Source organism: Monashia sp. HAY1-5C, from assembly GCF_056755255.1.
The window spans coordinates 1-235 of record NZ_JBPGXG010000787.1 but is presented as its reverse complement, the minus strand read 5'-3'; the positions used below and the strand labels follow the sequence as shown (position 1 = coordinate 235).

At 59.6% G+C, this 235-nt stretch carries 1 pseudogene; it reads left to right on the top strand.

What is annotated here, in order from left to right:
* Positions 1-235, top strand: a pseudogene (locus tag ACR9ZK_RS23550) (sugar ABC transporter substrate-binding protein); the annotation flags it as partial.

Below are 235 nucleotides of genomic sequence, written 5' to 3'. Positions count from 1 at the left end.
ACCCCGACATCAAGGTGGAGCTTATTTCGCCTCCCACCGATCAGGCGGACCAGAAGATCCAGCAGATGCTCCAGTCCGGCAAGGGCATCGATGTGGTGGAGGCCCGCGACATCACAGTGGGGTCCTTCGGTGCCAACAACTGGCTCTACGACATGACCAAGGACCTCGATGGTTGGGACGGCTGGAGCAACCTGACAGACAACGCGGTGACGTACTCGAAGCAGAACGGCAAGAC